Origin of the sequence: Arenibaculum pallidiluteum (assembly GCF_017355985.1) — a bacterium.
Taxonomy (GTDB): Bacteria; Pseudomonadota; Alphaproteobacteria; order Azospirillales; family Azospirillaceae; genus Arenibaculum; species Arenibaculum pallidiluteum.
The window spans coordinates 82028-108786 of sequence record NZ_JAFIQU010000005.1; the positions used below are offsets into that span (position 1 = coordinate 82028).

Annotated in this window: 30 protein-coding genes; 17 read left to right on the forward strand and 13 right to left on the reverse strand. The window is 70.4% G+C overall.

Annotated elements, in window-relative coordinates; translation table 11 throughout:
* Nucleotides 1–79: 79 nt before the first annotated feature.
* Nucleotides 80–964: a hypothetical protein gene (locus JUB13_RS12305; protein WP_207479210.1), complete on the reverse strand. Its 885-nt coding sequence runs from the start codon at nucleotides 962–964 to the stop codon at nucleotides 80–82.
* Nucleotides 965–1172: 208 nt separating this feature from the next.
* Here JUB13_RS12305 and JUB13_RS12310 point away from each other — a divergent pair, with 208 nt between their 5' ends.
* From JUB13_RS12310 to JUB13_RS12345, 8 genes are all read left to right on the forward strand, one after another.
* Nucleotides 1173–1454: a hypothetical protein gene (locus JUB13_RS12310; RefSeq protein WP_207479212.1), complete on the forward strand. Its 282-nt coding sequence runs from the start codon at nucleotides 1173–1175 to the stop codon at nucleotides 1452–1454.
* Nucleotides 1451–1891 (forward strand): YsnF/AvaK domain-containing protein, encoded by a 441-nt coding sequence (locus tag JUB13_RS12315; protein ID WP_328702928.1) that lies wholly within the window; start codon nucleotides 1451–1453, stop codon nucleotides 1889–1891. The genes JUB13_RS12310 and JUB13_RS12315 overlap by 4 nt, the downstream gene beginning before the upstream one ends.
* Nucleotides 1888–2844 (forward strand): YsnF/AvaK domain-containing protein, encoded by a 957-nt coding sequence (locus JUB13_RS12320; RefSeq protein ID WP_207479217.1) that lies wholly within the window; start codon nucleotides 1888–1890, stop codon nucleotides 2842–2844. Before JUB13_RS12315 ends, JUB13_RS12320 begins: the two co-directional genes overlap by 4 nt.
* Nucleotides 2845–3183: 339 nt before the next feature.
* Nucleotides 3184–5082 carry an AI-2E family transporter gene (locus JUB13_RS12325; protein ID WP_236024913.1) on the forward strand — a complete coding sequence of 633 codons (1899 nt, stop codon included), beginning with the start codon at nucleotides 3184–3186 and terminating at the stop codon, nucleotides 5080–5082.
* A 100-nt stretch (nucleotides 5083–5182) separates the two neighbouring features.
* Nucleotides 5183–6316, forward strand: coding sequence for an alpha/beta hydrolase (locus JUB13_RS12330; protein WP_207479220.1), 1134 nt, complete (start codon nucleotides 5183–5185; stop codon nucleotides 6314–6316).
* 129 nt (nucleotides 6317–6445) lie between these two features.
* Nucleotides 6446–6703: a hypothetical protein gene (locus JUB13_RS12335; protein WP_207479222.1), complete on the forward strand. Its 258-nt coding sequence runs from the start codon at nucleotides 6446–6448 to the stop codon at nucleotides 6701–6703.
* Between the two features lie 206 nt (nucleotides 6704–6909).
* The gene (gene clpX, locus JUB13_RS12340) at nucleotides 6910–8151 is read left to right on the forward strand and encodes an ATP-dependent Clp protease ATP-binding subunit ClpX (RefSeq protein WP_207479225.1); all 1242 of its coding nucleotides are present in this window, start codon (nucleotides 6910–6912) and stop codon (nucleotides 8149–8151) included.
* 128 nt (nucleotides 8152–8279) lie between these two features.
* Nucleotides 8280–9032: an FkbM family methyltransferase gene (locus JUB13_RS12345; protein WP_207479227.1), complete on the forward strand. Its 753-nt coding sequence runs from the start codon at nucleotides 8280–8282 to the stop codon at nucleotides 9030–9032.
* 6 nt (nucleotides 9033–9038) lie between these two features.
* Here JUB13_RS12345 and JUB13_RS31820 read toward each other — a convergent pair whose 3' ends face one another.
* The 6 genes from JUB13_RS31820 to JUB13_RS12370 all read right to left on the reverse strand — a co-directional run bounded on the left by JUB13_RS31820 (nucleotide 9039) and on the right by JUB13_RS12370 (nucleotide 13085).
* On the reverse strand, nucleotides 9039–9167 hold the full coding sequence (locus tag JUB13_RS31820) for a hypothetical protein (RefSeq protein ID WP_268914362.1): 129 nt from the start codon (nucleotides 9165–9167) through the stop codon (nucleotides 9039–9041).
* 123 nt (nucleotides 9168–9290) lie between these two features.
* A complete protein-coding gene (locus JUB13_RS12350; protein ID WP_207479229.1) occupies nucleotides 9291–10154 on the reverse strand; it encodes a DMT family transporter in 864 nt (287 codons plus the stop codon).
* Between the two features lie 34 nt (nucleotides 10155–10188).
* Entirely contained in the window at nucleotides 10189–10941 is a 753-nt protein-coding gene (locus JUB13_RS12355; RefSeq protein ID WP_236024914.1) for a gamma-glutamyl-gamma-aminobutyrate hydrolase family protein, read from the reverse strand.
* Nucleotides 10926–11879 (reverse strand): amidoligase family protein, encoded by a 954-nt coding sequence (locus JUB13_RS12360; RefSeq protein ID WP_207479231.1) that lies wholly within the window; start codon nucleotides 11877–11879, stop codon nucleotides 10926–10928. Before JUB13_RS12360 ends, JUB13_RS12355 begins: the two co-directional genes overlap by 16 nt.
* 53 nt (nucleotides 11880–11932) lie before the next feature.
* The gene (locus JUB13_RS12365) at nucleotides 11933–12847 is read right to left on the reverse strand and encodes an MBL fold metallo-hydrolase (RefSeq protein WP_207479232.1); all 915 of its coding nucleotides are present in this window, start codon (nucleotides 12845–12847) and stop codon (nucleotides 11933–11935) included.
* A 10-nt stretch (nucleotides 12848–12857) separates the two neighbouring features.
* On the reverse strand, nucleotides 12858–13085 hold the full coding sequence (locus JUB13_RS12370) for a hypothetical protein (RefSeq protein WP_207479233.1): 228 nt from the start codon (nucleotides 13083–13085) through the stop codon (nucleotides 12858–12860).
* A 128-nt stretch (nucleotides 13086–13213) separates the two neighbouring features.
* On the opposite strand from JUB13_RS12370, the gene JUB13_RS12375 reads away from it, so the two are divergent.
* Together JUB13_RS12375 and JUB13_RS12380 are read left to right on the forward strand one after the other, a co-directional pair.
* The gene (locus JUB13_RS12375; RefSeq protein WP_207479234.1) at nucleotides 13214–14074 is read left to right on the forward strand and encodes an SDR family oxidoreductase; all 861 of its coding nucleotides are present in this window, start codon (nucleotides 13214–13216) and stop codon (nucleotides 14072–14074) included.
* A gap of 53 nt (nucleotides 14075–14127) precedes the next feature.
* The gene (locus JUB13_RS12380; RefSeq protein WP_207479236.1) at nucleotides 14128–14805 is read left to right on the forward strand and encodes a hypothetical protein; all 678 of its coding nucleotides are present in this window, start codon (nucleotides 14128–14130) and stop codon (nucleotides 14803–14805) included.
* Between the two features lie 57 nt (nucleotides 14806–14862).
* Here JUB13_RS12380 and dapB read toward each other — a convergent pair whose 3' ends face one another.
* Nucleotides 14863–15648: a 4-hydroxy-tetrahydrodipicolinate reductase gene (dapB, locus tag JUB13_RS12385; RefSeq protein ID WP_207479237.1), complete on the reverse strand. Its 786-nt coding sequence runs from the start codon at nucleotides 15646–15648 to the stop codon at nucleotides 14863–14865.
* A gap of 331 nt (nucleotides 15649–15979) precedes the next feature.
* On the opposite strand from dapB, the gene JUB13_RS12390 reads away from it, so the two are divergent.
* The 5 genes from JUB13_RS12390 to arsC are packed head-to-tail and all read left to right on the forward strand — an operon-like array spanning nucleotide 15980 to nucleotide 21086.
* Nucleotides 15980–17548 carry an ABC transporter ATP-binding protein gene (locus JUB13_RS12390; protein ID WP_207479238.1) on the forward strand — a complete coding sequence of 523 codons (1569 nt, stop codon included), beginning with the start codon at nucleotides 15980–15982 and terminating at the stop codon, nucleotides 17546–17548.
* A 31-nt stretch (nucleotides 17549–17579) separates the two neighbouring features.
* Complete coding sequence (locus JUB13_RS12395) at nucleotides 17580–18620, forward strand: ABC transporter permease (RefSeq protein WP_207479239.1); 1041 nt, start codon at nucleotides 17580–17582, stop codon at nucleotides 18618–18620.
* Nucleotides 18613–19536, forward strand: coding sequence for an ABC transporter permease (locus tag JUB13_RS12400; protein WP_207479240.1), 924 nt, complete (start codon nucleotides 18613–18615; stop codon nucleotides 19534–19536). Before JUB13_RS12395 ends, JUB13_RS12400 begins: the two co-directional genes overlap by 8 nt.
* Nucleotides 19537–19591: 55 nt before the next feature.
* Nucleotides 19592–20686 (forward strand): BMP family ABC transporter substrate-binding protein, encoded by a 1095-nt coding sequence (locus tag JUB13_RS12405; protein WP_207479241.1) that lies wholly within the window; start codon nucleotides 19592–19594, stop codon nucleotides 20684–20686.
* A 52-nt stretch (nucleotides 20687–20738) separates the two neighbouring features.
* The gene (arsC, locus tag JUB13_RS12410; RefSeq protein ID WP_207479242.1) at nucleotides 20739–21086 is read left to right on the forward strand and encodes an arsenate reductase (glutaredoxin); all 348 of its coding nucleotides are present in this window, start codon (nucleotides 20739–20741) and stop codon (nucleotides 21084–21086) included.
* Nucleotides 21087–21108: 22 nt separating this feature from the next.
* Here arsC and JUB13_RS12415 read toward each other — a convergent pair whose 3' ends face one another.
* The 3 genes from JUB13_RS12415 to cbiB all read right to left on the reverse strand — a co-directional run bounded on the left by JUB13_RS12415 (nucleotide 21109) and on the right by cbiB (nucleotide 22682).
* Complete coding sequence (locus JUB13_RS12415) at nucleotides 21109–21285, reverse strand: hypothetical protein (protein ID WP_207479243.1); 177 nt, start codon at nucleotides 21283–21285, stop codon at nucleotides 21109–21111.
* Between the two features lie 132 nt (nucleotides 21286–21417).
* Complete coding sequence (locus JUB13_RS12420) at nucleotides 21418–21612, reverse strand: hypothetical protein (RefSeq protein WP_207479245.1); 195 nt, start codon at nucleotides 21610–21612, stop codon at nucleotides 21418–21420.
* A gap of 95 nt (nucleotides 21613–21707) precedes the next feature.
* Nucleotides 21708–22682 carry an adenosylcobinamide-phosphate synthase CbiB gene (gene cbiB, locus JUB13_RS12425; RefSeq protein ID WP_207479248.1) on the reverse strand — a complete coding sequence of 325 codons (975 nt, stop codon included), beginning with the start codon at nucleotides 22680–22682 and terminating at the stop codon, nucleotides 21708–21710.
* Between the two features lie 58 nt (nucleotides 22683–22740).
* Between cbiB and cobD the strand changes: the two genes are divergently transcribed.
* Nucleotides 22741–23820 carry a threonine-phosphate decarboxylase CobD gene (gene cobD, locus JUB13_RS12430; RefSeq protein WP_236024915.1) on the forward strand — a complete coding sequence of 360 codons (1080 nt, stop codon included), beginning with the start codon at nucleotides 22741–22743 and terminating at the stop codon, nucleotides 23818–23820.
* Here the strand turns inward: cobD and JUB13_RS12435 are convergent.
* Nucleotides 23801–24229, reverse strand: a complete 429-nt coding sequence (locus JUB13_RS12435; protein WP_407928125.1) for a c-type cytochrome — start codon at nucleotides 24227–24229, stop codon at nucleotides 23801–23803. The two genes, cobD and JUB13_RS12435, sit on opposite strands and share 20 nt — an antisense overlap.
* Before the next feature lie 231 nt (nucleotides 24230–24460).
* On the opposite strand from JUB13_RS12435, the gene JUB13_RS12440 reads away from it, so the two are divergent.
* The gene (locus JUB13_RS12440; RefSeq protein ID WP_207479250.1) at nucleotides 24461–25096 is read left to right on the forward strand and encodes an SGNH/GDSL hydrolase family protein; all 636 of its coding nucleotides are present in this window, start codon (nucleotides 24461–24463) and stop codon (nucleotides 25094–25096) included.
* Between the two features lie 7 nt (nucleotides 25097–25103).
* Here JUB13_RS12440 and JUB13_RS12445 read toward each other — a convergent pair whose 3' ends face one another.
* Complete coding sequence (locus JUB13_RS12445; RefSeq protein WP_207479253.1) at nucleotides 25104–26723, reverse strand: acyl-CoA synthetase; 1620 nt, start codon at nucleotides 26721–26723, stop codon at nucleotides 25104–25106.
* Between the last annotated feature and the right edge of the window lie 36 nt (nucleotides 26724–26759).

The following is a 26759-nucleotide window of genomic DNA, read 5'->3' on the forward strand; positions in this document are numbered from 1 at the left end:
TTGAACTGATTTCCTGAGATGTCACGAAGGCGGAACGACGCCGCAAAGCCCGGCGTCGTTCCTGATTCGACGCCTCGGGTCAGCCGTGGACCACGACGTCCTCGGGGTCGCGGGTGCCCGCGCGTCCGCCAAAGAGCGCGGAGAGGGCGCCGAGGAGGAGCGCGATGAAGCCGCCGATCCCGGCCGAGGAGAGGGCGTCGGTGGTTGTCTCGGCGGCCTGGGTCGCCTGGCCGCGAAGCTGCTGGAACTGTCCCTCGATCTGCTGCACGCGCTGGGTCGCCACGTCGCGGCTGACCTGCGCCTGCTCCGAGATCACGGTGATTGCCTCCTCGCGGGCCTGATCCGCGCCGCCTTGGCCGCTCGCCATGCGGCCCAGCGCGTCCGTCAGGCGGGACTGCGCATCGCCGCCCTGCGGCTGGTCGCCCGGGCGAAGGAGGTCGCCGGCCATGCTGCGCAGGCGGTCTGGAGTCGGCAGTGCGGAGGCGGCATCGGGCGCAGCCTGCTGGACCGCCTGGCCGGCGCTGCCGGCAATGTTGCCGAGCAGCCCGAAGGTCCGGCTCATCACGGCGCTCAGCGCGCTGCTTACCAGGAACGCGCTGACCAGCAGGGCAAGCGCCCAGGTCAGCACGCCGTGGATCATGCCGTCGCCGCGCACGACCACGCCGGCTAGCCGCGCGGCGACGTAGCCGCCGACGGCGAGCGAGATCATGTAGCTGACCGTCCACCAGATCCCCGCGCCAATCCCGAGGGTCGAGGCGGCGGGTGCTCCGCCCTGGGCAGGGTCGATCGTGGTCATGCCGACCCCGACACCCAGCATGCTGAGCAGGAGCTGGATCGCCAGGGCCAGGACAACCCCGGCGAACAGGGCGCCCCATGAGATCCGCCGGTGCGTGCCGGCCCGGACCGCGATGCCGCGCGCATCCGCGAGACCCGCCGTCCGCGTCTCGTAGGTTCTTTCGGTCATGATCCGTGCCTTCCGTCCGAGATAGGCGGCCGGGACACCAGGAGGTCGTGCCGGATCGACCGGCGGGCGTGGGCCCGGCGCGCTGTTCGCGATCCAACCCGATTGACGGGGAAAGGTTCCGTTCCGATGCAACCCCTTGGAGAGTGAGGGAACTCGCAGGCGGCACCCCTGTTGGCCCGGAACCCGTAAGCCAGCAGGACGAGACGACATGGCCAGAAGCGATCCTCCACGGGAAGCGAACCCGGGCCCCGAGAAGGTGGGCGTCTATCCCGCGCAACCGGCGGCGCCCCCCGGATCCGGGGCATCGGTCTCCGGAATGGCGGCAAGCACCACCTCGACGGGACCTGCGACCCAGACGGAAACCATGCGCACGGTCGACACCGGCAGGACCGACGGCTCCTACTACGCGGCGCAGGCCTCGCCCATGCGCTGGGCAGTCCCAGTGCTCGCGGTGATCGTGATCGTCCTCGCGCTGATCTGGCTGCTGTGACCGGCGACGAGGCCCAGCGTCCTTCGGACGATGGCGCCGAGGGCCGCATTGCGCTCATTGAGGAGAGCCTGTCCGTGAGGAAGCGGCAGGTGGAGACCGGGCGCGTGCGCGTCCAGGTCCATGTCGAGGAGCGCGAGCAGCCAGTCGAGATCGACCTGTGGCGCGAGGACGTGGAGGTCCGGCGGGTGCCCGTCGGAAGACAGGTCGACGTCGTTCCCGAGACCCGGCAGGAGGGCGACACGCTGATCGTGCCGGTGGTCGAGGAGGAGGTCGTCGTGACCCGGCGCCTCGTGCTGCGCGAAGAAATCCACCTGACGCGGCGGCGGCATGAACGGACGGAACGGCGTTCGGTCACGCTGCGTGCCGAGCAGGCGGAAGTCATGCGCGACGGTCCGCCGCCGCGCTCCCACCAGGACGAAGAGGACAAGGGACCATGACCGACAGGACCATCGTAGCGCTGTACGACGACCACGAGGATGCCCGGCGCGCCTCTGACGATCTCGTCGCGGCAGGGTTCTCGCAGACCGACATCGACATCCAGGGCGGTGCGCTTGCGACCGCGGCAAGTGGCGGCACCGGCGCGGGCTTCAATGCCGGCTCCGGATGGGCGGGCGACTTCTCGGGCGGCGCCCGCGTCGCGTCGCTGACGCGGCTCGGCGTGCCTCAGCAGGATGCCGAGATCTACGCCGAAGGCGTTCGGCGCGGCGGATCCCTGCTGATCGCCCGGGTCGCCTCGGCCGATGTGGACCGTGCCCTCGACGTGATCGAGCGCCACGGGCCGGTGGATCTCGGCTCGCGCGCCGCGTCCTACCGCGAGGCCGGATGGACCGGCTACGAGGCCGGGAGCGCCGACTACGGCGTTGACGAGGCGGCCGGGGAACGCGCCCGCTACGCCTCGACCCTGAGCGACGCCGCGGCCGGGATGCGGGACGTCGATGCGGGGCGCACTGGCACCACGGCCGGGACCACGGCGGGAGTCGGGGACGAGGAAGTCATCCCCGTTGTCGAGGAAGAGCTTCACGTCGGGAAGCGGCAGATCGAGCGCGGCTCTGTGCGGGTCCGCGCGCATGTGGTCGAGACGCCCGTGGAAGACCGCGTGACGCTGCGCGACGAGACCGTCACCGTGGAGCGCCGGGCCGTCGACCGCCCGGCGGCGGAGATTCCCGCCGACGCCTTCCGGGAGCGGACGATCGAGGTGACCGAGACCGACGAGGAGGCCGTCGTGGCCAAGGAGGCCCGTGTCCGCGAGGAGGTCGTGGTCCGCAAGGACGTCGCGACCGAGACGCAGGAGATCCGCGATACCGTCCGGCACACCGAGGTCGAGATCGAGGACAGCCGGACCACCGCGGATCGCACCCGCCGCAGCGACATCGACCGTACGGACGTCTGAGCGCTCAGGGAGGGCGGGGGCCGAGGGTCCCCGCCATTTCCGTACTGCCGAGGCCGCCGTCCTGGCACAGGACGGCGCGACGCTTGTTTAGTACCCGGAAGCTCTTCGGGAAGGACGGGCGTTGCACGACCGTGTTGGACAGGACGGTGTCGCCACGCGGCGCGCTGCGTCGTTCCCGATCAGATTGCGGCAGGTATCCGACCGCATCACCTCATCCCGGATCGCCTCATCACGGATCAAGGGTCGCGTGCACAGCGCGGTCCCGCCGGCCGCGCCGTGTCCTTTCCGCGCCGGGAGCCACGCCAGCGTTTGCCATGAACTCGTCCCAGGGGGTGCCGCTTGACCGGACTTTTCCGCACGCCTGTGCCTGAGACCCCGGTCACGATCGAGCCCGTCCAGAAGACCGCGCCGGGTCTGATCCTCGGGATTCTCGTGGTGGCGATGCTGGCGCTCTACTTCGGGCGCGACATCCTGCTGCCGCTGGCGCTGGCGATCCTGCTCAGCTTCGTGCTCGCGCCCCTGGCGCTGCGGCTGCGACGCCTCAGGCTCGGGCGGGTGCCCTCGACGGTCCTGTCTGTGATGCTCGCCTTCTCGATCCTGCTGGGCATCGGCAAGGTCGTGGCGGACCAGGTGGTCGACCTCGCCAACAACCTGCAGCACTATGAATTCAACATCCTGATGAAGATCCGCTCCCTGAAGCAGGCTTCATCGGGCGAAGGGATCATGGACCGCGCAACCTCCATCGTGCGCGACATCACCGAGGAGCTGAAGTCCGAGGACCCGTCGGCGCAGCCGGCGGTTCCCCCGCCGCCCAGGCAGCAGGCCGGGGCGGGCCGCGGCGCGCCGGCCGCCCCGGCGGCGCAGCTGCCCGCCAACGGCCCCGAGCCCGTCCCGGTCGTCATTCAGCAGCCCCAGGCCTCGCCGGTCGAGCTGCTGCGCGATCTCGGTGGGCCCGTCGCCGCGGTGCTGGCGCAGGCGGGCATCACCGTCGTCTTTCTCATCTTCATCATGCTGCAGCGCGAGGACCTGCGGGACCGGGTGATCCGCCTGGCGGGGACGGGCGACCTACGCCGGACCACCGAGGCGCTGAACGACGCGGCCAAGCGGGTCAGCCGCTACCTGCTGATGCAGCTGATCGTGAACGTCACCTATGGCCTGCCGATCGGAATCGGCCTGTGGCTGATCGGCATTCCCAACCCGCTTCTCTGGGGAATGCTGTCGACGGTGCTGCGCTTCATCCCCTTCCTGGGGCCGGTGATCGCGGCGATCTTCCCGATCGTCCTGTCCTTCGCGGTGGAGCCCGGCTGGACGCTGCCGCTGCTGACGGTCGCCCTGTTCCTGGTGGTGGAGCTCATCAGCAACAACGTCGTCGAGCCCTGGCTCTATGGCAGCAGCACCGGCCTGTCGCCACTGGCGATCATCGTGGCCGCAATCTTCTGGACGACGCTGTGGGGGCCGGTCGGGCTGCTCCTGGCGACGCCCCTGACCGTCTGCCTCGTGGTTCTCGGCCGGCACGTCCCGCAGCTCAGGTTCATCGACGTGATGCTGGGCGACGCGCCGCCCCTGCCGGCCGAGGCGCGGGTCTACCAGCGGCTCCTGGCGGCGGACGTGATCGAGGCGCGCGAGGTGATAGAGACCGCCTGCGAGGACTGCCCGACAATCCAGGTCTATGACGAGATCCTCCTGGCGGGGCTTAAGCTCGCCGAGCAGGACCGACGCCGCGGCGCGCTGAGCCGGCAGGTCCAGCACGCCGTGGCCGAAGGGGCCCTGCAGGTGATCGACGAGCTGGCGGAGGAGCCCGCGGCGGACCTGCGCGGGCCGTCGGTCCTGTGCATTGCGGCGCGCAACGAGCTCGACCGCGCCGCCGCCGCGATGCTGGCCCAGGCGCTGGCCGAGCGTGGCCTCCTCGGCGAGGTCCTGCCCTGCGAGTCCGTGGCGCCGCGCGCCATCTCCGCGCTCCCTCGGTCCGGCGTCTCGGCGATCTGCCTCTCGTACCTGGACCCCCAGGCGAGCGTCCACGCCCGGCGGCTCGCCCGGCGCCTGCGCGGGCATTACGGCGCCTCGGTGCCGATCCTGGTAGGGTTCTGGGGGGCCCAGAGCGACCCGGCCCTGGCCGACGACGCGCGCCGCGTCCTGGCCGCCGACGGCTGGGTCTCCACCCTCGCCGAGGCGGTCGAGTGGCTGGTTCCGCGCGTGGTCGGCGACGAGCCCGCTGAGCCCCACCGGGAAGCGAGCTGAGACGACGTATTCGGCATCGGAATTGTTGCGATTGCGAAAGGAATGATTAAGGATCGCGGACCCATGATCTCGGAAGCGCAGGCACGCCCGAGGAGCTTCCGTGGTTCGTCTTCTTCCCGTCCTGTTCGCCGCCGCTCTCGCGGTCCTGCCGGCTTCCGCCCCCAGGGCGCTTGACGCCAACATCACCCCGGCCTTCGACGACACGCCTGCGCGTGGGCCCGCCCAGGCGCGGGGCGTCGTGGTGTGGAGCCATGGCCGCTCGCTGGATTCCGAGGACATGATGTCGCGCTCGCCGCTCTACCTGCGGGCGCTGCGCGATGCGGGCTGGGATGTGGTGCGCTTCGAGCGGCGCCGGGTCGGCGACACGCTGCCGGCCAGTTCCCAGGCGCTCGCCGCACGGGCCGAGGCGCTGAAGTCGCAGGGGTACCGGCGGGTCGTGCTGGCGGGCCAGTCCTTCGGCGCCTTCCTGTCGCTGATGGCGGCGGGCCGAAGCGAAGCCGTTGACGCGGTGGTAGCGACGGCCCCGGCGGCGTTCGGTAACCACTCGGAGGCCTTCTCGACCTGGCGTATGAACGCGACGCAGCTCTACAACGTGCTGCGCGAGGTCCGCCGGGCCAAGGTCGCACTGTTCTTCTTCCAAGGCGACGACTTCGACCCCGGCGGGCGGGCCGACCGCTCGGGCGAGATTCTGGCGGCCGAGGGGGTCGAGGCCCTGATCATCGACCAGCCCGCCGAGCTGCCGGGCCACAATGCCGGCGCGACGGGGCTTTTCGCGAGGCGGTATGGGTCCTGCATCCTGCGTTTCGCGGAGGAGGGACGCACGCCGTCCCCCGCGGACTGCGAGCAGCCCTGGGGCGCCAAGCCCGCGGCCGAGATGCTGTCGCCAGCGGCGTCCACCCCGGGCATCTCGCTGGCGGCGGTTCGCACCCGCAGCCCCCTGGAGCGGCGCTGGTACGGCTATTACCTCAACGGCCGCGAGGTGATGCTGAGCATCGACGCGGTCGACGGCGAGCGCGTACGGGCAACCTACACGCTCGGGGCCGGCGTGGATCCCGACCAGAAGCCGGAGACGAACCAGCGCATCGGCCGGCTCGACGGCGAGGAGCTGGTCTTCGACGAGCCCGGCCGGAACGTGCTGCGCTTCCGCCCGCGGCACGACGGCCGCCTTGCCGGGACCTGGACCGACGCGCGCGACGGCGGCCGCCTCCAGGTCGTGCTGCGTCCGATCGAGTAGCCGGCGCGGCGGGCTCCCCATGCGGTCCAGGGTCGGGTCCGCGGGGGCGGGGCCTCACCGCCGGATGGTCAATTCTCCGTGACCTTCCGCCTGCCCGCCGGTTGACGCGGCAGCAGGTCGAGGGGCGTCATGGCGGCAATCAGGATCGTCGAAGAGGGCGGAAGCTTCCTTCTGGTCGAGGGAGAGGGGCGCTGGGCCGTGGTCGAACGGCGCGCCGGGCGGCTCTATCCGCTCGATCCCGACCGGGTGGCGGAGGACGGCGCCCCGGACACGCCGGACGGGCTGGCCCGGGCAGCCGATCCGGGCTGGACGGACGAGGCGACGGCGCGCCGCTGCTTCGCAGCGATGGTCGGTCGCGGAGAGCATCTGGCCCGGACGATCTGGTGACACCATATGTCACAGCATGTCGCAGCCCCAGGCAGGGGGCCGTCCGGAGTTGAATTGGGGCCGCGTATCGTGTCGTAGCCCTAAAGAGCTGTTAACTCCTGGGCGGGCAACCTACATTGTGGGTATACGCTGATCCAGCGTGGCGATCCGCCTCTCCGTCGCCTTCGGGCGGCGACCTCGCACCAGGACGACGCAACAGCTCGGATATGACTCAGAACCAATCCAACCAGACCCTCTACTGCTCCTTCTGCGGTAAGAGCCAGCGCGAAGTCGCAAAGCTGATCGCCGGACCGACGGTGTTCATTTGCAACGAGTGCGTCGACGTCTGCATGGACATCGTCCAGGAGGACAAGGGTGCCTCGTCCGCGTCCGTTGCTGGCGTTCCGACGCCACGCGAGATCGCGGCGACCCTCGACGAGTACGTGGTTGGCCAGGCGCATGCCAAGAAGGTTCTGGCCGTAGCGGTGCACAACCACTACAAGCGGCTCGCCCAGAACGCCTCGGCCGGGCGCAACGACGTCGAGATCGCGAAGTCCAACGTCCTGATCCTGGGCCCGACGGGCTCGGGCAAGACGCTGCTGGCCTCGACGCTGGCGCGGATCATCGACGTGCCCTTTGCGGTCGCCGACGCGACGACGCTGACCGAGGCCGGCTATGTCGGCGAGGACGTCGAGAACATCGTCCTGAAGCTGCTCCAGGCCGCCGATTTCGACGTCGACAAGGCCCAGCGCGGAATCGTCTACATCGACGAGATCGACAAGATCTCGCGCAAGTCCGACAACCCCTCGATCACCCGCGACGTCTCGGGCGAGGGCGTGCAGCAGGCCCTGCTCAAGATCATCGAGGGGACGGTCTGCTCGGTGCCGCGCCAGGGCGGCCGCAAGCATCCCGGCGAGAACTACATCCAGGTCGACACCTCGAACATCCTGTTCATCTGCGGCGGCGCCTTCGCTGGCCTCGACAAGATCGTCGCCCAGCGCGGCAAGGGCACCTCGATCGGCTTCGGCGCCGAGGTCCGAGGCCCCGACGAGCGGCGCACGGGCGACGTGCTCCGCGAGGTCGAGCCCGAGGACCTGCTGAAGTTCGGCCTGATCCCGGAATTCGTCGGCCGCCTGCCGGTGGTCGCGACCCTGGAGGACCTGGACGAGGCGGCGCTGATCGAGATCCTGACCAAGCCCAAGAACGCTCTGGTCAAGCAGTACCAGCGCCTATTCGAGCTCGAGAATATCGACCTCGAGTTCACGGACGACGCGCTCTCGGCGGTCGCCGGGAAGGCGATCGAGCGCAAGACCGGCGCGCGCGGGCTGCGCTCGATCCTCGAGACCGTGCTGCTCGATCCCATGTTCGAGCTGCCTGCCATGGACGGCGTCGAGGCAGTGATCGTCGACCGCGACGTCGTCGAAGGCCGCAAGGAGCCCGAGCGCCGGGCCCAGCGTAAGTCCGCCTGATCGCGCGGTTGCAGGTAGCCTAAAGGAAAGCCCCGGCCTCGTGCCGGGGCTTTTGTCTTTGGGATACAAGCTCCGCGCTCTCGCCGGCGGCCCTTTGCTGGTAAAATGGAAAGGGACCGGGAGGGCGCATGGCGGGGATCGTCAGTCGGGCCGTCGGGCTGGCACGTTCGGCCTGGATCTACAGGGTGGACCCGCGGTTCCTGCGGCGCTCCCGGGCCTTCTACGCGCAGTTCGTGAAGTCCGGCGACCTCTGCTTCGACGTCGGTGCCCATATGGGCGATCGCATCGCAGCCTTCCTGGCCCTTGGGGCGCGGGTTGTCGCGGTGGAGCCCCAGCCGGACTTCGCCACGGTGCTGCGCCGCCTCTATGGGGACAATGCCCGTGTCTCCGTCGTGGAAGGGGCGGCGGGGGCGGCGCCGGGGCTTGCGATGCTCCGCATCAACCGCCGCTATCCCACGCTCTCGACCCTGTCGGACGACTGGATTGCCGCGGTCTGGCACGATGCGTCATTCCCGCGCGAAGGCTGGGACGAGACGGTCGAGGTTCCGGTGACCACCCTCGATGCGCTGATCGCGGCGCATGGCGAGCCGGCCTTCTGCAAGATCGATGTCGAGGGCTTCGAGGAGCAGGTCCTGGCCGGGCTTTCGCGCCCGCTTCGCTGCCTGTCCTTCGAGTACATCGCGGTCACGCGCGACATGGCGCTGGCCTGCATAGAGCGGCTCGGCGCCCTGGGCGACTACAGGTTCAACGTCTCCCGGGGCGAAACGAAGCGGCTCGAGCTTCAGGATTGGGTCAGGGCGGACGATTTGGCGACCTGGCTTTCGCGTCTGAAGGCCGGTGACGGCTCCGGCGACGTCTATGCCCGGCTGAGGCAGGACTGAGGTCGCTCAGAAGGCGTGGATCCAGATATAGGTTCCGAGCACGAAGACGGCGCCAACCGCAGCGCCAAGCCCCAGGATCACATAGTCCTGAGGGTGGAGAAAACGATACCGGTGCCCTTCGGTATGCTTTGACATCTGCGCTTGTCCGGCAGGCATGTGCAATTAAATTACTGCAATGAGTAATTTCTTGCCTCTCTCCGGGACAGAATACACGCGCTCGGCGTATCGTCAACAATTCAATTGTTCGATTTCTGTTAGTTAGCCTGCGATCAGAACTGCGGCAGTTGCCGCGAGCGCCAGGCCCGTTGCCTGGATGCCGCGCAGCCGCTCGCGCAGGATCAGGCGAGCCAGCGCGAGGGTGCTGGCGGGATACAGCGAGGTGAGCGCCGCCACCAGGCTGAGCGGCCCCTGCTGGAGGGCGAAGAAGGCCAGGATGTTTGCTCCGGCGTCGACCACACCGGCGGCCGTGCCCCAGGCCAGAGCGGGTCGGAGATGCGCGCCATGCCGTGCCGCGCGGAGCAGGGGCGGGGCAGCTCCGGCGAGCAGCAACACCGCCGTTCCCCGGGCCACGACGAGCGGCCAGAGACCGGACCCATTGCCCGCGTTGCGCAGGCACAGATAGAAGGCCGCGAAGCCGATGCCGGAGCCGAGCGCCATAAGGATCGGGCGTCGGCCGGCCCTGTCCCCGTCGTCCGGACTGCCTTCCTGGCCGATCAGGACCACGGCGACCAGCGCGAGCGTGACCCCGGCCAGTGCGGTGCCGCCGGGTCGCTCGCCCAGGGAGAGTCCGACCAGGGTCGGCAGTACGATGGCGCAGGTTGCGGTGATCGGTGCCACAACGCTCATCCTGCCGATGGACAGGGCAGCATAGAGAAGCGTCAGCCCGGCGAGGTTCGCGAGACCGGCTCCGACGCCCCAGCCGAGCGCCTCCCACCCGAGCAGGGGCGCACCGGGCGCCATGGCCGGCGGCAGCGCGAGGGCGGCGGGGAGCAGCAGCGCGACGCCGGCGGACTGCACCAGCAGGACGACCGGGACGGCGGAGATCTTCCGGCTCGCGAGGCCGCCGAGGAAGTCGGCAGAGCCCCAGAGGAGCGATGCGAGGATCGCGAGGAGAGCGGCCATGGCCGCTCCGTTTCAGCACGTCCGGGCGCCGGCGTCACGCGCTCACGGCGAGGCGTTCGCCGACAGCGGCGGCAACGAGCGAGCGGAACAGGTTCTGCTGACAGGAATCCGCCACGAGGAATTCCGGATGCCACTGCACGCCGATCAGGAAGCCGGGACCGGTCCCCTCGACCGCCTGCACGATGCCGACCTGGTCGAGGGCCGCGACGACCAAGCCGGAGCCCAGCCGGTCCACCGACTGATGGTGCAGCGCATTGACCATGCAGGTCTCCTGGCCGCACAGCAGCTCCCTCAGACGGCTTTGCGCCTCGATGCGGACGCGCTTGCGCGGCAGCACGGTCCGTAGCTTCGGCGCATTGCCGTAGGCCTCGTAGATGTCCCGGTGCAGCGTGCCGCCCTGATGCACGTTGATGATCTGGCTGCCCCGGCAGATGCCCAGCACCGGTATGCCGCGGGCGCGGGTGCAGTCCAGCATCCGCAGCTCCATGCGGTCGCGCTCGGGGTCGATGCGCACGGCGGGGGTCACCTCGAGCCCGTAGAGCGAAGGCTCGATGTCGTCCCCTCCGCCCACCACCACGGCATCCAGGCGCTCGGCCGGGAAGGGCCGACCGGGCGTGATGCGGACCGCCCTGGCGCCTGCCCGCCACAGGGCCAGGCGGTTGCAGGCCCACATGATGCGCCCGCCGCGGTCCGACCCCGTCACGCCGACCAGCGGGCGCGCGGTCGAGGCGGTTCCGGCCCGGGCGTCGGCCGCCTCCGCGGCTCCGCGGGTCATGCCTGCAGCCATGCGTGCGTCTCCTCGACCCATTCCGCTGCGCGAGCCGCGAAGCCGCCTTCGACGAAAGCCGCGCCCATGCGCTCGAGCCGGTCGCGATCGGCCGCCAGCCACTCCACTGCAATCCAGCGGTTCCAGTCGGGCACGATGCTCCAGCCGGGATCTCCGAGATACGAGTTCGGCAGCCGGTAATGGAAGGTCGGGCGCGGCCGCACATGGGCGTCGGGAACCCGGGATGCGATCCTGTCCCGGTCGAGCCATGCGAAGACCGGCAGCATGTCGAGGCTTCGGTTCCGCGACGGGTTCGCGGCAAGATAGTCCTCGATCAGCCCCGTCAGGTCCGGGCGGTAGCCGGGATCGGCCACGCGCGCGGCGTAGGCCGGGGGGAAGCGCTCGATGTAGGGCGCTATCTCCCGGGCGATGTCGATGCGGATGGCATGGCGCAGCCAGGGCTCCAGCACGACGAACGCCTTCAGGTGATCCGTCAGGTATTCGGCGCTGCAATCGGCGATCTCGGGGTTCAGGTGCAGACCGAAGGCATTGACGAGGCTGGCTTCGGTCCCGCGGGCGCCGCGGCGGCGCATCGCGTCGAAGATCCCGTCCAGCTCGGCGAGGCGGTCCCAGTGCAGCGGCGCGAAGCTCATCTCGTAGGGCATCACCACGCTGCCGGCATGTCCGAGCAGTCCGCGCAGCACCCCGTTCCACTTGGGCTCGCCCTCCTTGGGATGGGCGGCCATCATGTCGAGCTCGACGCTGATGTCGCCGAGGCTCGAGCCTACGACCTTGAAGGCGTGCGGGTCCTTCTCGACGGCCTCGCCGCCGACGAGTTCCGCCAGCAGCGCCGCGACCGTCCGGGCGTCCAGCCCCGTGAATTCCAGTTCGACCCCGACGCGGCGCCGTGCGCCATCGGCGGTCTCGGTGACGGGCGGCTTCGCTGGCTTGAGCGGCATCGGGGTCCGGCGGGCATCGGGCGGTATCGCTGGTACAACACCTCAGGGCCGCGTCACGGCACGCGCACGCGCTCGAAGTCGGATACGACCCGCGCTCCCTGGAAGAGGGCGGCCGCCTCCGCCGCCACCGCGCCCTCGCGATAGCGCGAGGACTGGTGGTTCAGGCACAGCCGCCCGATGCCGGCCGCACGGGCGAGATTCACCGCGTCGGCAACGGTCAGATGGCTGTGGGCACGCGCCTGCTCGGCATCGGCCGCCATGAAGCTGGCCTCGATGACCAGGAGATCCGCGCCGCGGACGTGCTCGACGAGATCGTCGACGGTTTCCGCGTCGCCCACCACCGCCACCGAGACGCCGCCCTGCGGCGGGCCGGTGACGGCTTCCGGGTCCACGCGGCGGCCATCGGGCAGGCGAACCGCCTCGCCGCGCGCCAGGCGCGAGCGCTCGGGTCCCGGCGGCACGCCGAGCTCGGCCAGGCGGTCGGCCAGCAGCGGGCGGTGCGGCAGCAGATCGAAGCGGAAGCCCAGGCAATCGGGGGCGGCATGCCGCACCGGAAAGGCCGACAGGCGGAACCGCCCGTCTTCGATCAGCGGTCCGGGGGCGATCGGCACGAACTCCAGCGCCAGCCGGCCGGGCCTGCCGCCCGGCCAGACGACATCAAGCAGAAGGCGCCGCGCCAGCTCGAGCGGGGCCGGCCCGGCCAGGATGCGCAGGCGCTCGACCGCCTGCCACAGGTTCAGCGTGCCGGCGAGCCCGCCAAGGCCCAGGATGTGGTCGAGATGGCCATGCGTCAGCAGCACGGTATCGAGCCGGCGGAAGCCGACCCCCGCGGCCATGATCTGGCGCTGGGTGCCCTCGCCGCAATCGACGAGGAAGCGGCGTCCACCCTGCTCCACCAGCAGGGCCGAGACGTTCCGCGCAGCAGAGGGCACGCTCGCCCCTGTGCCCAGGAAGGTCAGCTCGAACATCCCCGGGCCGTCAGGTCTCCACCTTTGGCGGCCATTCGGGGGTCGGGGCCTTCGGCGGCTTGGGCTCGGGCACGCCGAGATGGGCGCGGATGCCCCGCACCTCCAGGAGCAGGCCCTCGAGCGCAGCCGCGATCCGCACGATCGCGTCCTGGGTCGTCTCCTCGGGGCCGGCGCCGCGGATGTCGGGATAGGCGTCCGTCGGGCCCGCCGGCGGCATCTGGTCGCGCGGATTGGACATGGTTCCTCCATCCGGATGTCAGTCAGGAACCAACGCGCGGTCGCCCGAAAGATCGCGCGGCCAACCGTGACGCCTCTGGGGCCGGGCTGTTGAGCGCAGGAACCCAACGCCTTTTCGACGGATTGTCTATGGCAGCCGAACCGCAGAAGAACCCGCCGCAGCATCAGGACCGCAGGCCCGGAAGCGAGCGCCAGATGACGCCCGAGCCCGTCACCATCCGCGCGGGCTATCGCGGCTCAGGCAAGTTCGAGGGAAAGGTCGCCCTGATCACCGGTGGGGACAGCGGCATCGGCCGCGCGGCAGCCGTCCATCTCGCGCGCGAGGGGGCGGATATCGCGATCGTCTATCTCAGCGAGGACAGGGATGCCGCCGACGCGCGCCGGGAGGTCGAGGCCGAGGGGCGCCGCTGCATCACCGTCAGGGGCGATATCGGCGACGAGAACTTCTGCCGCGGCGCCGTCGAGCAGGCGGTCAGAGAGCTCGGCCGGCTGGATGTGCTCGTGAACAACGCAGCCGAGCAGCATCCCCAGGAATCGCTGGAGAAGATCAGCGCCGAGCAGCTCGAGCGGACCTTCCGCACGAACATCTTCGGGATGTTCTTCATGACCAAGGCGGCGCTGCCGCGCCTGGGCGAGGGCGCGGCCATCGTGAACGTGGCCTCTGTCACCGCGTACAAGGGCAACCCGCAGCTTCTCGACTATTCCTCGACCAAGGGCGCGATCGTGTCCTTCACGCGTGCCCTCTCGCAATCGCTCGCCGAGAAGGGCATCCGCGTGAACGCGGTAGCCCCGGGCCCGATCTGGACGCCGCTGATCCCCTCGACCTTCCCGGCGGACAAGGTCGCCGAGTTTGGAACGGACGTGCCTCTGAAGCGCGCCGGCCAGCCGGCCGAGGTCGCGACCTGCATCGTCTTCCTGGCGAGCGAGGACGCGAGCTACGTCACCGGCCAGACCCTCCATCCCAACGGCGGCACCGTCGTGAACGGCTGATTTACGCGTAGACCAAACCAGAGCAAGCAAGAGAGCGAAGGAAAGGAAGCACCATGTCCCAGTACGGTTCCGATTACGGCCGCCAATACGGCCATCAGGACGAACACCGCCGCTACCCCGACGAGGGTTACTACGGCGCTTCCGATGACGTGCGGGACCGCGACTACCCGCGTGGCGGCTACTACGACCGCGATTATGGGCGTGACTATGGCCAGGGCAGTCAGAACTACGGCAGCCAGAACTACGGCGGCCAGAACTATGGTGGCCAGGGCTATGGCGAGCAAGGCTACGGCGAGCAGCGCTATGTCGGGCAGCAGAGCTACCGGCGCGAGGACCAGGGCATGCGACACTATGCCGACGACGCGCGGGAGTGGGTGGGAACGACCGCGGGGATCGGCACCGGCGCCGCGATCCTGGCGGTCGCCGCCTTCGGCATCGGGTTCCTGGTCGGAAGCCGCTGGCACGCCGATTCCCAGGAGCGGATCTCGGGTATGCCGCGCTCCGACCTGCGCCGGGCCCCGACCCTGGACAACTACCACCGCCACGTCTCGATCAACGATCCCGACGCCGAGGCCGGGACGCCGCCGGACGCGGACGAGGTCGTCGGCCACGAGCCGTCGGGCAAGTCCGCCCGCGAGAGCGCCGAGACCCTGAGGGATGCCGAGGGGAGCAGGACCGAGCGGCGCGAGACCGCAACGGCGGGCGAGGGCGGAAAGCGCGGCAAGTCCTGAGCGGGCAGGTATGCCGGACGGGGCAGCGGAACCCGCTGCCCCGTCCGTACTTCCCGATCAGAAATCGCCGAACATCAGCCGGTCCATACCGCGCACGAGCCCGGTCACGTCGGGCGCCCGGCGGATCGCCAGGAGCGTCCCCGCGACGTAGGGCTCCGCGCCGGACCCGGCGTCGTGCCGGATGGTGAGCCTTTCGCCGGACAGCCCCAGCACCGCCTCGCAGGACAGCACGTAGCCCGGCAGGCGCAGCGAATGAACGCGCGTGCCCCGGACGGATGCGCCCCGCACGTTCGCCGGGCCGTGCAGCCCGTCGATCGGCCGGGCGGTGCCGAGGCCGCAGCGGGCGCTCTCGAGCCGCTCCGCCAGCTCTCGCGCCGTGCCGCTGGGCACGTCCGGCCTGGATGCTCCGGCGTAGTCGATCACCTCGACATCTGGAACGAAGGCCGCCGCGATCAGCGTGAAGCGCTGCATCAGAGCCGCCGTGACCGAGAAGTTCCCGGCGGCGACGACGCCGCGCCCGGCCCTGCGCGCCGCCTCGTCGATCTCGGCATAGTCCTCCGCGGTCAGCCCGGAAGTGCCGATCACGACGTGGCACCCGTGCGCGAGCGCCGTCAGCACATGCGCCTTCACGGCGTCCGGCTTGGTGTAGTCGACCACCACGTCGCTCGGCGCGCCGAGCGCCTCGCCCAGCGTCGGCGCCACGATCACGCCGCCGAGCGCGGCTCCAGCGGCTCCGCGGGCCACTGCGCCCGACAGGCTCAGATCCGGCGCCGCCATGACGGCGCTCACCAGCTCGCGTCCGACCCAGCCGGTGGCGCCAGCGATGCAAACGCGGATGCCCATCTGCTCGCTCCCGATGTGCTCGCCTCGGTGTGCTCGCCCCTGATTCCGGTGTCGGGTCGCGGCGCCGCTCCCGAATTCCCTCCTGGAACGCCAGGACAGGCAGCACTGTGCGCCGTCCCCGCCGGTGCGTCAAAGTTCCAGGTGCAACGGGTCGGGCGCGCGGCGGCAGACGCATCCCGGGCGGCAATCGCCCTTCAAAGCGGCAGCGGGGCTGGGAGCGACCGGCGCCCGCGCGGCGTGACGAGGCGCGGGGCTGCGGCTCTTGGTTTGCATCGCAACGGCGTGACGCTATGGTACGCGGGCCGCTGGCGCCCTCTGTCAGGAGTGCAGATTGACCTTTCCCAATGCCGGCTCCCAGGAGCGGCCCGTTCCAAGGCTCGAAGCGCGCGGCATCACCAAGGGATTTCCGGGCACCCTCGCCAACGACCATGTTGACCTCGTGCTGGATCCCGGGGAGATCCATGCCCTCCTGGGGGAGAACGGCGCGGGCAAGAGCACGCTGGTCAAGATCATCTACGGCGTCCTGAAGGCGGACTCCGGCACGTTGCTCTGGGAGGGCCGGCCGGTCACCATCGCAAGCCCCGCCGACGCCCGGCGCCTCGGCATCGGCATGGTCTTCCAGCACTTCTCACTCTTCGAGAGCCTGACGGCGGCGGAGAACATCGCGCTAGGCCTCGATTCGGCACCGCGTCCGAGGGATCTTGCGGCGCGCATTCGCGAGGTCTCAAAGCGATACGGGCTCGATGTCGACCCCGACCGCCATGTCTTCTCCCTCTCCGTGGGGGAGCGGCAGCGGGTCGAGATCCTTCGCTGCCTGCTGCAGGAGCCCAAGCTGCTGATCATGGACGAGCCTACCTCCGTCCTGACCCCGCAGGAGGTCTCGCGCCTTTTCGAGACCCTGCGCCAGCTCGCCGATGAGGGGGTGACGATCCTCTATATCAGCCACAAGCTCGAGGAGATCCGCTCGCTGTGCACCCAGGCGACGGTGCTGCGCGGCGGCCGCATCGTTGGTGCCGTCGACCCCCGCACCGTCTCGGCGCGGACCCTGGCCGAGATGATGATCGGCGGCGACCTGGTGGTCCCGGCTCACGAGCCCGTCGAAAGCGCCCACGCGCCGCGGCTGGTGGTGCGCAACCTGTCCTCGACCTCCGACGATCCCTTCGCGACCGAGCTGAGGGACGTGTCCTTCGAGGTGCGCGCGGGCGAGATCCTGGGGATCGCCGGAGTTGCCGGGAACGGCCAAGCCGAGCTGCTGGCCGCCCTCTCCGGCGAGAGCACCACGGCTGCCGACCATGTCGAGATCGAAGGCCAAGCCGCCGGGCACCTGGGCCCCAGGGCACGGCGTGCCCTCGGCCTGGCCTTCGTCCCCGAGGAGCGGCTCGGCCGCGGCGCGGTGCCCGAGATGACGCTGGCGGAGAACGCGATTCTCGGCGGGGCGGCGTCCCGCGGGCTCGTGCGCTCGGGGGTGATCGACGGGCAGGGGGCGCGGGCCTTCGCCGATCGCATCATTGACCTCTTCAAGGTCGCGACGCGCGGCCATGGCGCCGAGGCGCGCTCGCTCTCGGGCGGCAACCTGCAGAAATTCATCATCGGACGCGAGATCCTGAACAAGCCGCGGCTGCTGGTCGCTGCGGCACCGACCTGGGGTGTGGATGCGGGTGCCGCCGCCGCCATCCACCAAGCGCTGATCGACCTCGCGGCCGACGGCGCCGCCGTGCTGGTCGTGTCCCAGGACCTGGACGAGCTGTTCGCGCTGTGCGACCGCATCGCGGTGATGTTCCACGGACGCTTGTCCCATCCCCAGCCCGTCGGTCAGACCTCGGTCGAGCAGATCGGGCTGCTGATGGGCGGGCTTTTCGACCGGTCCGAAGCCGGGAAGGGCGACCGCGATGTGGCCTAGGCTGGTCCCCCGGGGCGAAGCCTCGCCCGTCATGGTCTGGATGACGCCGGTGCTGGCGGTCGCGCTCACGCTGCTGGCCGGCACGGCGCTGTTCGCGGCGCTGGGCTACCCGCCCGGCCGGGCGCTGCATGCGTATTTCGTCGAGCCGGTCTCGACCTTCTACGGGCTCGGAGAGCTGGCCGTGAAGGCGACGCCGCTGACCCTGACCGCGGTCGGTCTCGCGATCGGCTTCCGGGCCAATGTCTGGAACATCGGGGCAGAAGGGCAGCTCGTGATGGGGGCCGTCCTGGGCGGCGGCCTTGCGCTGGCCTTCTGGGGCGAGGAGGGGCCGTGGCTGATGCCCGCCATGCTTCTGGCCGGCATCCTCGGCGGCGCGCTCTGGGCTGCCATCCCGGCCTTCCTGCGCACCCGCTTCAACGCCAGCGAGATCCTTGTCTCGCTGATGATGGTCTATGTCGCGACGCTGTTCCTGAACTGGCTCGTCCACGGTCCCTGGCGAGATCCCGAGGGCTTCAACTTCCCGCAGAGCCGCATGTTCGGGAACGATGCGCTGATGCCGGTGCTGTTCGAAGGGACGCGCCTGCATCTGGGCACGCCGATCGCGTTCGCGGTGGTTCTGGGGGGCTGGTTCCTGCTGGCCCGCACCTTCGTTGGCTTCCAGATCAAGGTCCTGGGGCTGACGCCGGCGGCGGCGAGCTATGCCGGGTTCGACCAGCGCCGGCTGATCTGGTTCTGCCTGCTGCTCTCGGGCGGACTGGCTGGTCTCGCGGGAGTGATCGAGGCGGCGGGGCCGGTCGGCCAGCTCACGCCGGCGATCCCGCAGGGCTACGGCTTCACCGCGATCATCGTGGCCTTCCTGGGCCGCCTGCACCCGTTGGGGATCCTGCTGGCGGCGCTGCTGATCGCGCTGACCTATATCGGCGGCGAATCCGCGCAGATCACGCTGCAGCTTCCGATCGCGGTCACGGGGGTCTTCCAGGGCATGCTGCTGTTCTTCCTGCTGGCGACGGACGTGCTGATCCGCTACCGCGTCCGCTGGGGCGCACCCGCCGGGGAGGCCGGCCGTGCTTGAGACCGTCACGGCCCTCCTGATCGCGACCATCATCGCCGCGACGCCGCTGCTCCTCGCCGCCACGGGCGAACTGGTCGCCGAGAAATCGGGCGTCCTGAACCTCGGCGTCGAAGGCATGATGCTGGTGGGCGCCGTGTCCGGCTTCATCGGCGTGCAGGTGACCGGCAGCGGCACGCTCGGGATCGTCGCTGCGGCGCTGGCCGGCGCCCTGATGGCCCTGGTCTTCGCCTTCCTGACCCTGGGGCTCAAGGCGAACCAGGTGGCGACGGGGCTGGCGCTGACGCTCTTCGGCATCGGTCTGTCGGCCCTCATGGGCAAGGACTTCGTGGGCACGCCCCACGACCGGCTTCCCCAGCTCGCGGTCCCGGGCCTCTCGGACCTGCCCGTGATCGGGCCGCTTCTCTTCGGCCATGATGCGCTGGTCTACCTTGCCCTCGCGCTCGTGGCGGCGGTTCACTGGTTCCTCTATCACACGCGGCGCGGTCTCGTGCTCCGCGCCGTCGGCGAGAACCACGACGCCGCCCATGCCATCGGATATCCCGTGCTGCGCATCCGCCTGATGGCCACGCTGTTCGGCGGCGCCATGAGCGGGCTCGGCGGCGCCTACCTGTCGCTGGCCTACACCCCACAATGGGCCGAGAACATGACCGCAGGGCGCGGCTGGATCGCGCTGGCGCTGGTGGTCTTCGCGACCTGGAAGCCCGGCCGCGTGTTGGTCGGCGCCTGGCTGTTCGGCGGCGTCACGCTGGGCCAGCTCTACGGCCAGGGGCTCGGCATCCCGGTGCCCTCGCAGTTCATGGCGATGCTGCCCTATCTCGCGACCGTGCTCGTGCTGGTCGCGATCTCGCGCGATCGCGTGCGGATCCGGCTGAACGCGCCGGCCTGCATCGGGAAGACCTTCCACCCGGCGGCCTGAAGAGCCGGGTTCCAAACAGCTCCAGAACCTCCAAGCAAGGAACAGAGAGGCAAGAATGGATATCTCCCGCCGCCAATTCGCCATCGGCTCGGCCGCCCTCGCCGGTGCGTCGGCGCTGCCCTTCGGCATGGGGTCCGCGCTGGCCCAGGCGCCGCTCAAGGTGGGCTTCGTCTATGTCGGCCCGGTCTCCGACCACGGGTTCAGCTATCAGCACGACCTCGGCCGCAAGGAGGTCGAGAAGGCCTACGGCGCCAAGGTCCAGACCACCTTCGTGGAGAACGTGCCCGAGGGCGCGGATGCCGAGCGCGTGATCAACCAACTCGCCGCACAGGGCAACGGCCTGATCTTCACGACCTCCTTCGGCTTCATGAACCCGACGATCCGGGTCGCCCAGCGCCATCCGAAGGTGAAGTTCGAGCATTGCACGGGCTACAAGCGCGCGGACAACGTCGCGACCTACTCGGCGCGCTTCTACGAGGGCCGCACCATCTGCGGCGCCCTGGCCGGCAAGCTCACCAAGTCCAACATCATCGGCTATATCGGGTCATTCCCGATCCCCGAGGTCGTCAGCGGCATCAACGCCTTCACCGTCGCCCTGCGCCGGGTGAACCCGCAGGCGCAGGTCCGGGTCGTCTGGGTGAACTCCTGGTACGATCCCGGCAAGGAGGCCGACGCCGCCAAGGCCCTGCTGGACCAGGGCGCGGACGTCATCACCCAGCACACCGACAGCCCGGCGCCCTGCCAGATCGCCGAGCAGCGCGGCGCCTGGTCCTTCGGCCAGTCCTCGGACATGCAGCGCTTCGCGCCGAACAAGCTGGTGACCTCGATCGTCGACGACTGGGGCCCCTACTACGTGCGACGGGTGAAGGAGGTCATGGACGGAACCTGGAAGGCCATCGATACCTGGGACGGCATCAAGCAGGGGCTGGTCGTGATCCCGCCCTTCAACCCCTCGATCGGCGCCGACAACGTCGCGCTCGGCCAGAAGGTGAAGGACGACATCGTCGCCGGACGCCTGCATCCCTTCGCCGGTCCCATCAAGGACCAGCAGGGCAAGGTCGTCTACGCCGAGGGCAAGCATGCCAGCGATGAGGACATCCTGAAGATGGCCTTCTACGTCGAGGGCGTGCAGGGCAGCCTGCCGAAGTGAGCATCGCGGGGCCGCGCCGCCGGCGCGGCCCCGTTCTTTCCGGACGGGAGCCATGGCCGAGGCCGTCACCATCTACCACAACCCACGCTGCTCGAAGTCGCGCGAGACGCTGGCCCTGCTGGAGGCCCGAGGCGTTGCACCGCTGGTCGTCGAATACCTGAAGACGCCGCCGAGCTCGGCCGAGCTGCGCGCGATCCTGGTCAAGCTCGGCATTCCGCCGCGACAGCTCCTGCGCCGCAAGGAGGCGGCCGAGGCCGGGCTGGACGACCCCGCCCTGAGCGACGATGCCCTCATCGAAGGGATGGCGCGCCACCCCGTCGCCATCGAGCGACCCATCGTCGTGAAAGGCGCCAGGGCCGCGCTGGGCCGCCCGCCCGAGGCCGTGCTCGCGATCCTCTAGGAAAACCGGATCGCGGGCGGCGTCAGTCCAGCAGCCCGCCGAGCAGCGCGCCGCCGGCTCCGCCGATCAGCGCCCCACGCTTGCCGTCGACGGCATAGCCGCCCGCGGCGCCGGCGCCCGCGCCGACGACCTGCCCGGTCGAGCAGGCCGAGAGGCCCAGCAGGGCGGCGATGGCCGCGGCGATGGTGATTCTGCGCATGGAGTCAATCCTTCCGGTCCATGAATGGCCGAAGCCATCCTGGATCCGAGAGGCATGCCGGACTGTGAGCCCGCGCACATCCACGCGGGGTAGGGCGATGGGGCGCCTCGCGCCCGACGCCCGTGCCGAAACCTAGCGCTCCTCCTGCTCCTCGGCCCAGCCGGGATCGACCTCCTCGAGAAGGTTCGTCACGCGATCGATGAAATCGAGCTTCTCGCAATGCGAGAGAGGTTTTTCCCGTGCGATCAGCCCGATCAACAGGATGGCTTCGTCCATCTTCGATATGGCCGCTTCGAGGATCGCAAGTCTCTGAACTGAGCTCATCATGGCGCGCATCCTTCCACGACGAGTAAACCACGCAGAAACGGCTGCGCGTTACCTGTCGGCGGGTATAGACCGACTGGAGAGGGCCAGGCCTTCCCTCAGGACATGATCCAGAGGATTGAAGCCAGTCCTGCCTGGGTCCAGCAGGCCGCGCGCATCAGGGCGAGAGCCGCTCTGATGTCGCCGGGAGCCGCGTCGCGGTTCCCGGCGGCGTGCATCCAGCGGTCCTCCACCAGAACGCCGGCATAGCGGCGCGGCCCGGCCAGCGCGACGCCGAGGGCGCCAGCCATGGCGGCCTCCGGCCAGCCGGCATTGGGCGACCGGTGATGCCCGGCATCGGCGCGCATGGCTGCCAGCGCGGTCTCGGCCGCGGCGCGCCCGCGCGTCGCCAGGGCGGCAAGCGCCAGCAGTGCGCCGGCCAGGCGCGCCGGCACCAGATTCATGAGATCGTCCAGTCGGGCGGCCGCCCAGCCGAAGGCCTCGTGGCGCGGCGTGCGGTGCCCGATCATGCTGTCGGCGGTGTTGACGGCCTTGTAGAGCGCCAGTCCCGGCAGGCCGAGAAGCGCGAACCACAGCACCGGGGCGACGACGCCGTCCGAGAAGTTCTCGGCGCAGGATTCGATGGCGGCGCGCGCGACTCCCGCCTCGTCGAGGCTGTCGGGATCGCGGCCGACGATCATGGCGACGGCGCGCCTGCCACCACGCAGGCCGGCATCCTCCAGCCCCGCGGCCACGGCCGCCACATGGTCGTGCAGGCTACGCTGGGCGATCAGGGTCGAGGCGAGCAACGCCTCCGCGGCCCAGCCCAGCGGCAGCGCATGCAGCAGCCGGTCGAGCCAGAGCGCGGGGAGCACCGCCACGGCAGCCAGGAAGGCGACCGCGAGCACGCCACGCATGCGACGCTCCTCGAAGCTCCGCTGCGCGCGGTTCAGCTTGCGGTCGAGCCAGCCAATCAGCCGGCCGAAAAGCACCACCGGATGCGGGATCCTGGCATAGAGCCAGGCCGGCTCTCCAAAGAGCGCGTCGAGCGCCAGGGCCAGCAACAGGACGGGGAGGTGGGAAGCATCGGCCACGCGGCCCTCTTAGGCATTGCCCGCGCGGCGGTCAACGCCTAAGCCTGGATCCGCACCGATGGGGAGGGACATGGACCTCGGCGATCCCGAGCGCGATAGTCTTCGCGATCCCGAGCGCGATAGTCTTCGCGATCCCGTGCGCGATCACGGCGGAGATCTGGCCGCGGCCGAGGCGCTCTTCGGCACGCCGGCGGAGCCGTGGCTGGACCTTTCGACGGGTATCAACCCGTGGCCCTGGCCCTGGCCGGCGCCGCTTCCCATGGTGTCCGAGGCCGCCTGGCGGCGTCTGCCCGACACATCGGCCAGCCGATTGAAGGCGGCCGCGGCGCGGCGCTGGGGCTGCCCGGTCGCGGCCGTCGCCGCGGCGCCGGGATCCCAGGCGCTGATCCAGGTCCTGCCCCGCCTGCGCCGCCCGGGTCGTGTCGCGGTCGTGAGTCCGACCTATGCCGAGCACGCGCGGTGCTGGGCGCGGCTTGGCCATGACGTCGTCGCCCGCCCGGACATCGGGGCCATTGCGGACTGGGCCGAGGTCGTCGTCGTCGTGAACCCCAACAACCCTGACGGGCGCGTCGCGCGGCCAGAGGATCTGCTCTCCCTTGCGCAGGCGCTCGCCGGGCGCGGCGGCTGGCTGGTCGTGGACGAGGCCTTCGCCGATCTCGCGCCCCGGGCCTCGGTGGCGTTCGCCGCCGGCAGGCCGGGGCTGGTGGTCCTGCGCTCTTTCGGGAAGTTCCACGGTCTGGCGGGTCTGCGGCTGGGCTTTGCCCTGTCCGAGCCGGCGGTGGCAGCGGCGATCGAGGACGAGCTGGGACCCTGGGCCGTCCCGGGCCCGGCCTTGGAGATCGGGGCGGCCGCGCTCGCGGATACGGGCTGGGACGATGCCACGCGCGCCCGCCTCGAGGGCGCAGCCGCGGGGCTCGATCGCATTCTGGCGCGGCATGGGCTCGAGGTTCTCGGCGGAACCGCGCTGTTCCGCCTGGTCCGGCATCCCGATGCCGGGTCCATCCATGCGGCGCTGGGCCGGTCGGGCATCCTGGTGCGCGCCTTCGCGGCTTGGCCGGACCGGCTGAGATTCGGCTTGCCTTGCGATGAGACGGCCATCGCGCGCCTTGAACGCGCCCTCAGCGCGCCGCGCGGCTGATCTGCTGCTGGCGGGCCTGGATGTCGGAAGGCCAGGTGCTCCTGATATAGGCGAGGACGTCGCGGATCTGCCGGTCCGTCAGGACGCCGCTGAAGCCCGGCATGTCGCTGACATAGCCCGGCGGTGCCAGCGCGGCGGTCCCTTCCTTCACGATGCGGAAGAGCTGGTCGTCGCTGTGGTGCCAGGTGTGGCCGGAGGCATCGTGCGGCGGCGCCGGCAGCCTGCCGTCGGGCTTGCGGCTGCGCCAGTCGGGCTGGCCCTCGAGCGCAGCGCCATGGCAGGCCGAGCAGTGCTCGGCATAGATCCCGGCACCGGCCGAGCCCGGCCCGCCGGCCGTGGACAGCCACAGGAAGCCGCCGGCGACCACGATGGTGGGGGCGGCAAGCGCCGCAATCACGCCAAGTCTCACAGAGTCCTCGGAAATCCCATCATGCCGGCCTGCCGGTGCTCCGGCGCCTGGGGACGTGCCAGGGTGGCGCGGTATCCGAGGGGACGGGCGCGCCCCGGCAGGGTTGGTCGTGCTACCGAGGATAGGGGGCAGGCCGCCCGGCGCCAAGTCCCGCCAGCCGGCCCGGAGCCGCCGCCAGGACGGAATCCGCGGTGGCGCGGTTGAATCCCGACCGCAACGAGGGAACCGGCCATGGCCCGCATCGTCCTGCTTGGAGATTCCATCTTCGACAACGCGGCCTATGTGGCTGGCGGACCGGACGTGGTGGCGCAGCTGAACGCCGTGCTGCCCCCGGGCTCCTCGGCGGAACTGCGGGCCGTGGACGGCGCCGTCGTCTCGGGGGTGGCGCGGCAGGCGCTGGGGCTGCCGGCCGGAACGAGCCATCTGGTCGTCAGTGCCGGCGGCAACGACGCGCTGGGCCAAGCGCCGGTTCTCCAGGACCGCGCGGGCAGCGTTGCCGAGGTGGTCGAGCGTCTTGCGCGGATCCGCGACGGCTTCGCCCGCAACTACCGAGCCATGCTCGATGCCGTGCTGGCCCACGGCATTCCGACCGCGCTGTGCACGATCTACGATGCGCGCTTCCCCGATCCCGCCTACCAGCGGCTGGTGGTGACGGCGCTTGGCATCTTCAACGACGTGATCTTGCGCGAGGCCTTCGCGCGCGGCCTGTCGGTGATCGACCTGCGCCTGATCTGCGACGAGGACGCCGACTACGCGAATCCGATCGAGCCCTCGACCCATGGCGGCGCGAAGATCGCGGCCGCCATCGCCGCGCTGTCGACCGAGCAGCCGGTGGCGCGCGGCAGGCCCACGGTCTTCGCGCGCTGAGCGCGATTCACGCTTCGCCCGCGGCGGCCTGCTGGCGAAGCACGCGCCGCATGATCTTGCCAGTGGTGGTCATGGGCAACTCGTCGACGAACGCGACCTGCCGGGGGTACTCGTGAGCCGCCAGCCGCGTGCGCACGAAGTCCTGGATTTCGGATGCGAGGGCGGGCGAGGGCGCATGGCCCTTGCGCAGCACCACATAGGCCTTCACGATCTCGGTGCGGATAGGGTCGGGCACGCCCACCACCGCCGCCAGCGCCACCGCCGGGTGGCGCATCAGGCATTCCTCGACCTCGCCAGGGCCGATGCGATAGCCGCCGCTAGTGATCACGTCGTCGTCCCGGCCGACATACCAGAGATACCCATCCGGATCGCGCCGCCCGAGGTCGCCGGTGACGAGCCAGTCGCCGGCGAACTTGGCCGCCGTCGCCTCGGGCTTGTTCCAGTAGCCCAGGAACATCACCGGGTCCGGGCGCCGGACGGCGATCGACCCGACGGTGCCGTCGGGAAGCTCGTTCCCCTCGGCGTCGACGATCCCTACCCGGTGGCCGGGGATCGCCCGACCCATGGATCCAGGACGGATCGGCATCAGCCCGGCGGCGTTGCCGACGACGAGGTTGCATTCGGTCTGGCCGTAGAACTCGTTGATGGGAAGGCCGAGCACCGAGCGGCCCCAGTCCTGCAGCTCGCCGCCGAGCGTCTCCCCACCGCTGGCAAGCGTGCGCAGGCGCAGCCCCGTGCCGGCGACACCGGCCTGGCGTATCAGCTTCAGCGCCGTGGGCGGCAGGAAGACGTTGCGCACGCCGTGCCTCGCCATCAGATCGACCGCCCGCTCCGGGTCGAACTTGGCGAAGCGCTTTGCCAGGACCGGGATCCCGTGATGCCAGGCCGGCATCAGCACGTCGAAGAGCCCACCGATCCAAGCCCAGTCCGCCGGCGTCCAGAACAGGTCGCCGGGCTGCGGGAAGAACTCGTGCGGCAGCTCGACCCCGGGCAGGTGGCCCGGCAGCACCCGGTGGGCGTGCAGCGCGCCCTTGGGGTTCCCGGTGGTGCCCGAGGTGTAGATGATGACCGCCGGATCGTCAGCCGCGGTGTCCACGGGATCGAACCGGTCCGAGGCCCGCTCCAGCGCGCGGTGCAGGTCGGTCGTGCCGGCGGGGCCGCCATCCGTGCACAGCACCAGGCAGAGATTGGGCAGCCGGGCGCGCAGCGGCGCCACCTTCGCCCAGCCGGCCGTATCCGTCACCAGGACCCGCGCCCCGCTGTCGGCGAGCCGGTATTCCAGCGCCTCCTCGCCGAACAGCGCGAAGAGCGGCACGGTGATCAGCCCGGCCTTGAACCCCGCGACATGGGCCAGCGCCGTCTCGGGGCACTGGGGCAGCAGCACGGCGAGCCGGTCGCCCCGCGCGATCCCGTGGGCCCCCAGCAGGTTGGCGAGGCGGTTCGACAGCGCCCGGATCTCGGCGAAGGAGAAGGTGCGCAGCCGCCCGTCCTCCTCCCACAGCAGCGCGATGCGCCCGGCATCGTGGGCGTGGCGGTCGCAGACATCGACGCCGATGTTGTAGCGCGCCGGCACGCGCCAGGCGAAGCGGCGCGCGGTCTCCTCGTAGCTGCCGTGCCGTTCGAGCATCAGCGCTCCCCCTCTCGCAACGGGTCTGCCTTCAGA

Bases quoted from the DNA above. Each gene is read 5' to 3' on its own strand.
- JUB13_RS12305 (WP_207479210.1), bottom strand. From the start codon at position 964: ATGACCGAAAGAACCTACGAGACGCGGACGGCGGGTCTCGCGGATGCG.
- JUB13_RS12310 (WP_207479212.1), top strand. From the start codon at position 1,173: ATGGCCAGAAGCGATCCTCCACGGGAAGCGAACCCGGGCCCCGAGAAG.
- JUB13_RS12320 (WP_207479217.1), top strand. From the start codon at position 1,888: ATGACCGACAGGACCATCGTAGCGCTGTACGACGACCACGAGGATGCC.
- JUB13_RS12335 (WP_207479222.1), top strand. From the start codon at position 6,446: ATGGCGGCAATCAGGATCGTCGAAGAGGGCGGAAGCTTCCTTCTGGTC.
- clpX (WP_207479225.1), top strand. From the start codon at position 6,910: ATGACTCAGAACCAATCCAACCAGACCCTCTACTGCTCCTTCTGCGGT.
- JUB13_RS12345 (WP_207479227.1), top strand. From the start codon at position 8,280: ATGGCGGGGATCGTCAGTCGGGCCGTCGGGCTGGCACGTTCGGCCTGG.
- JUB13_RS31820 (WP_268914362.1), bottom strand. From the start codon at position 9,167: ATGTCAAAGCATACCGAAGGGCACCGGTATCGTTTTCTCCACCCTCAG.
- JUB13_RS12350 (WP_207479229.1), bottom strand. From the start codon at position 10,154: ATGGCCGCTCTCCTCGCGATCCTCGCATCGCTCCTCTGGGGCTCTGCC.
- JUB13_RS12355 (WP_236024914.1), bottom strand. From the start codon at position 10,941: ATGGCTGCAGGCATGACCCGCGGAGCCGCGGAGGCGGCCGACGCCCGG.
- JUB13_RS12360 (WP_207479231.1), bottom strand. From the start codon at position 11,879: ATGCCGCTCAAGCCAGCGAAGCCGCCCGTCACCGAGACCGCCGATGGC.
- JUB13_RS12365 (WP_207479232.1), bottom strand. From the start codon at position 12,847: ATGTTCGAGCTGACCTTCCTGGGCACAGGGGCGAGCGTGCCCTCTGCT.
- JUB13_RS12370 (WP_207479233.1), bottom strand. From the start codon at position 13,085: ATGTCCAATCCGCGCGACCAGATGCCGCCGGCGGGCCCGACGGACGCC.
- JUB13_RS12375 (WP_207479234.1), top strand. From the start codon at position 13,214: ATGGCAGCCGAACCGCAGAAGAACCCGCCGCAGCATCAGGACCGCAGG.
- JUB13_RS12380 (WP_207479236.1), top strand. From the start codon at position 14,128: ATGTCCCAGTACGGTTCCGATTACGGCCGCCAATACGGCCATCAGGAC.
- dapB (WP_207479237.1), bottom strand. From the start codon at position 15,648: ATGGGCATCCGCGTTTGCATCGCTGGCGCCACCGGCTGGGTCGGACGC.
- JUB13_RS12395 (WP_207479239.1), top strand. From the start codon at position 17,580: ATGGTCTGGATGACGCCGGTGCTGGCGGTCGCGCTCACGCTGCTGGCC.
- JUB13_RS12405 (WP_207479241.1), top strand. From the start codon at position 19,592: ATGGATATCTCCCGCCGCCAATTCGCCATCGGCTCGGCCGCCCTCGCC.
- arsC (WP_207479242.1), top strand. From the start codon at position 20,739: ATGGCCGAGGCCGTCACCATCTACCACAACCCACGCTGCTCGAAGTCG.
- JUB13_RS12415 (WP_207479243.1), bottom strand. From the start codon at position 21,285: ATGCGCAGAATCACCATCGCCGCGGCCATCGCCGCCCTGCTGGGCCTC.
- JUB13_RS12420 (WP_207479245.1), bottom strand. From the start codon at position 21,612: ATGATGAGCTCAGTTCAGAGACTTGCGATCCTCGAAGCGGCCATATCG.
- cobD (WP_236024915.1), top strand. From the start codon at position 22,741: ATGGGGAGGGACATGGACCTCGGCGATCCCGAGCGCGATAGTCTTCGC.
- JUB13_RS12440 (WP_207479250.1), top strand. From the start codon at position 24,461: ATGGCCCGCATCGTCCTGCTTGGAGATTCCATCTTCGACAACGCGGCC.
- JUB13_RS12445 (WP_207479253.1), bottom strand. From the start codon at position 26,723: ATGCTCGAACGGCACGGCAGCTACGAGGAGACCGCGCGCCGCTTCGCC.